Here is a 3,010-nt window from a genome sequence, read left to right on the forward strand (position 1 = left end):
CGGGGCGACCCGGCTCTTGGCGGCGGGGTCGATGCCGTGGTCGGTGAACAGGTGCGCGGAGGTGGAGTAGGTCTCCACCGGGGTCTCGAAGGAGAGCCCGAGCGCCTTGTTGATGACCTTCCACCGGGTGACGTCGGCCCAGTCGACGAAGGTCACCGCGACGCCGGTCGCCCCCGCCCGTCCGGTGCGCCCGATCCGGTGCACGTAGGTCTTGTCGTCGTCGGGGCACTCGTAGTTGATGACGTGGGTGACGCCGGTGACGTCGATGCCGCGCGCGGCGACGTCGGTGGCCACCAGCACGTCGACCTGGCCTTCGCGGAACCGGCGCAGCGACTTCTCCCGCTGGGTCTGGTTGAGGTCGCCGTGGATCGGGGCGGCGGCGAAACCGCGTCCCGCCAGGTCCTCGGCCACCCGCTGGGCGGTCCGCTTGGTGCGGCAGAAGATCATCATCTTCTCCCGGCCCTCGGCCTGCAGGATGCGGGCCACCACCTCGGGCTTGTCCATGTCGTGGGCCTGGTAGACGAACTGGGTGGTCGCCGGGACGGTGGTGGTGTCCTCGGCCGACTCCGCGCGGATGTTCATCGGCTGGTTGAGGTGGCGGCGCGAGAGCCCGACGATGGCCGACGGCATGGTGGCCGAGAAGAGCATCGTCTGGCGCCGGGGCGGGGTCTGGGCGAGCAGCTTCTCCACGTCGGGCAGGAAGCCGAGGTCGAGCATCTCGTCGGCCTCGTCCAGCACCAGCATGCGGATCTGCTTGAGGTTGAGCGCGCGGCGCCCGACCAGGTCGAGCAGCCGTCCCGGGGTGCCGACGACGACGTCCACGCCGGCGGACAGGGCCTCCAGCTGGGGCTCGTAGCCGACGCCGCCGTAGACGGTCAGCACCCGGGCCCGCCGCACGGTCGAGGCGGTGCTGAGGTCCTTGCTCACCTGGGAGGCCAGCTCGCGGGTCGGGCAGACCACCAGGGCCTGCGGGGCGCCGGGGGTGCCCAGGTCGGCGTAGCCCGGCTCGTCGGCCAGCACCACCCGCTGCAGCAGGCTGATCCCGAAGGCCAGCGTCTTGCCGGTGCCGGTGCGGGCCTGGCCGATCATGTCGTGGCCGGCCAGAGCCAGCGGGATCGCCATCTCCTGGATGGGGAAGGGGTGGCGGATGCCGACCCGCTCGAGGGCGGCCACGATGTCCTCGTGCACCCCCAGGTCGGCGAAGGTGTCGCGGTCGTCGGCCGAGGGCTCGTCCCCGCTGGAGTCGACGACCACGTCGTCGGCGGTGGTCGCCACCACGGTCACGTCGTGTCCGGAGACGGGCTCGTGTGCGGGGTTCTCGGTCTCAGGGGTGCTCAGGTTCTCGTCAGTCAGCGTCTTCAGCCTTTGTGCGACCGGCCTGGTGCCGGTTCTCGGGTACCCGGTCGGCACGTCACCGCGCGCTCGGACGAGGACGTCGACGGCTCGCGGCGGTGCCGGATCGGGGACGCACCGGTGTGCGTGCCACCGTCGAGTCTAGCGGTTGGTCAGGAGGCCAGGCCCAGCGCGGCCATCCGCTCGGTGTGGCGCTCCACCAGCCGGGTGAACATCCGCGAGATCGCGGTGAGGTCCATCCCCGGTCGGGTCGGTGTCCCGGCGAGCAGACCGGTGAGGTCCGCCCGCTCCGCGGCCACCCGCTGGGCCTGGCTGAGCGCCTCACCCACCAGCCGCCGGCCCCACAGCGCCAGTCGGCCCGCGACCCGGGGGTCGTCGGCGATCGCGGCCCGGACCCGGTCGACCACGTACTCCGCGGTGGTCTCGTTGGCCAGCACGGCGTGCACGCAGGCCCGGGTGCGGCCGTCGACGTAGGCGGCGACCTCGCGGTAGAAGTCGGCGGCGAAACCGTCCCCGACGTAGCTCTTCACCAGGCCCTCCAGCCAGGAGCGCGGCGCGGTGAAGGTGTGGAAGGTGTCGAACGCGGCGCGGAACGGGGTCATCACCTCGACCACGTCCGCGCCCAGCCCGGCGACGTGCTCGGCCACCTGCTCGAAGTGCTCCAGCTCGGCCCGGGCCATCGCCGCCATCTGCACCCGGTCCTGCAGGGTGGGTGAGGTGGCGGCGTCGGCCGCCATCCGCTCGAAGGCGCTCAGCTCGCCGTAGGCCACCACACCCAGCAGGTCGAGGGTGCCGCGGCGGTGCGCCGCCTCGGCGTCGGCCGTCGGGTCGCTCGCCGCGGTCACCGGCTCAGACGGCGCCGAAGCCGACGCGGCGCGCGTTCTCCTCGCCGATCTCGACGTAGGCGATGCGGGCGGCGGGGATCAGCACCCGACGACCCTTGGTGTCCTGCAGGGCCAGCAGCGAGTCGTCGGCCAGCGCCTTCTCCAGCTCCGCCTGGACCGCATCGGCGGTGCTCTCGGACTCGACAGCGACCTCGCGCCCGATGTGCTGGATGCCGACCTTGATCTCCACGTGTTCCTCCTGGATGTCGTTGGGCCCTCAGCCTGCCACGCGGCCAGCGACACCCGGGCCGGTGTTCGCCCACGGCGCAGCCGGGCTCAGGAGGCGTCTCCGCCCTCGCCGGCGGTGGCGCGCCGGATCACCATCCGGGTCCAGGCGCCGACGTAGACCCGGTCGTCGGGGCCCACCTCGACCCGCTGGCCGACCGGCACCGGGCGCTCGGGCAGCGGGCCGCTGGCCGGACCGACGAAGGTGCCGTTGGCCGAGCCGAGGTCCTCCACGAACCAGCGGCTGCCGTCGCTGGTCAGCTGGGCCTGGCGCCGGCTCACCCCGGAGTCGGCCTCGCAGGAGATGTCGGGGTGGATGTTGCGGCTGCGTGAGACCCGTCCGACCAGCAGCGAGCGACCGCGCAGCACCACCACCTCCGGCGGGCCGGGCGAGGGCATCGGGTCGGCGCTGTTCTGCAGGGCGTACCAGTCGGGGTCGATCCAGATCTCGGCGACCCAGCCCGCCTCGTCGGTGGCTGCGGGTGCCACCTCGGTGGGAGCCTCCGGTGCGGAGGGGACGGGTGCGGACGGGACGGGGGCGGGCGGCG

At 73.1% G+C, this 3,010-nt stretch carries 4 protein-coding genes; all 4 read right to left on the reverse strand.

Features of this window, described 5'->3' with window-relative positions:
* Nucleotides 1–1,410, reverse strand: a 1,410-nt coding sequence (locus DVA66_RS18885) for a DEAD/DEAH box helicase (protein WP_408608935.1), incomplete at its 3' end; no start/stop codon positions are given.
* A 95-nt stretch (nt 1,411–1,505) separates the two neighbouring features.
* Nucleotides 1,506–2,198: a ferritin-like fold-containing protein gene (locus DVA66_RS18890; RefSeq protein ID WP_114561402.1), complete on the reverse strand. Its 693-nt coding sequence runs from the start codon at nt 2,196–2,198 to the stop codon at nt 1,506–1,508.
* A gap of 4 nt (nt 2,199–2,202) precedes the next feature.
* Nucleotides 2,203–2,427 carry a DUF3107 domain-containing protein gene (locus DVA66_RS18895; protein WP_114561403.1) on the reverse strand — a complete coding sequence of 75 codons (225 nt, stop codon included), beginning with the start codon at nt 2,425–2,427 and terminating at the stop codon, nt 2,203–2,205.
* An 86-nt stretch (nt 2,428–2,513) separates the two neighbouring features.
* The coding region (locus tag DVA66_RS18900; RefSeq protein ID WP_157974138.1) for an FHA domain-containing protein at nt 2,514–3,010 on the reverse strand (497 nt) is incomplete at its 5' end.

The organism is Desertihabitans aurantiacus (assembly GCF_003344635.1).
Taxonomy (GTDB): domain Bacteria; phylum Actinomycetota; class Actinomycetes; order Propionibacteriales; family Propionibacteriaceae; genus Desertihabitans; species Desertihabitans aurantiacus.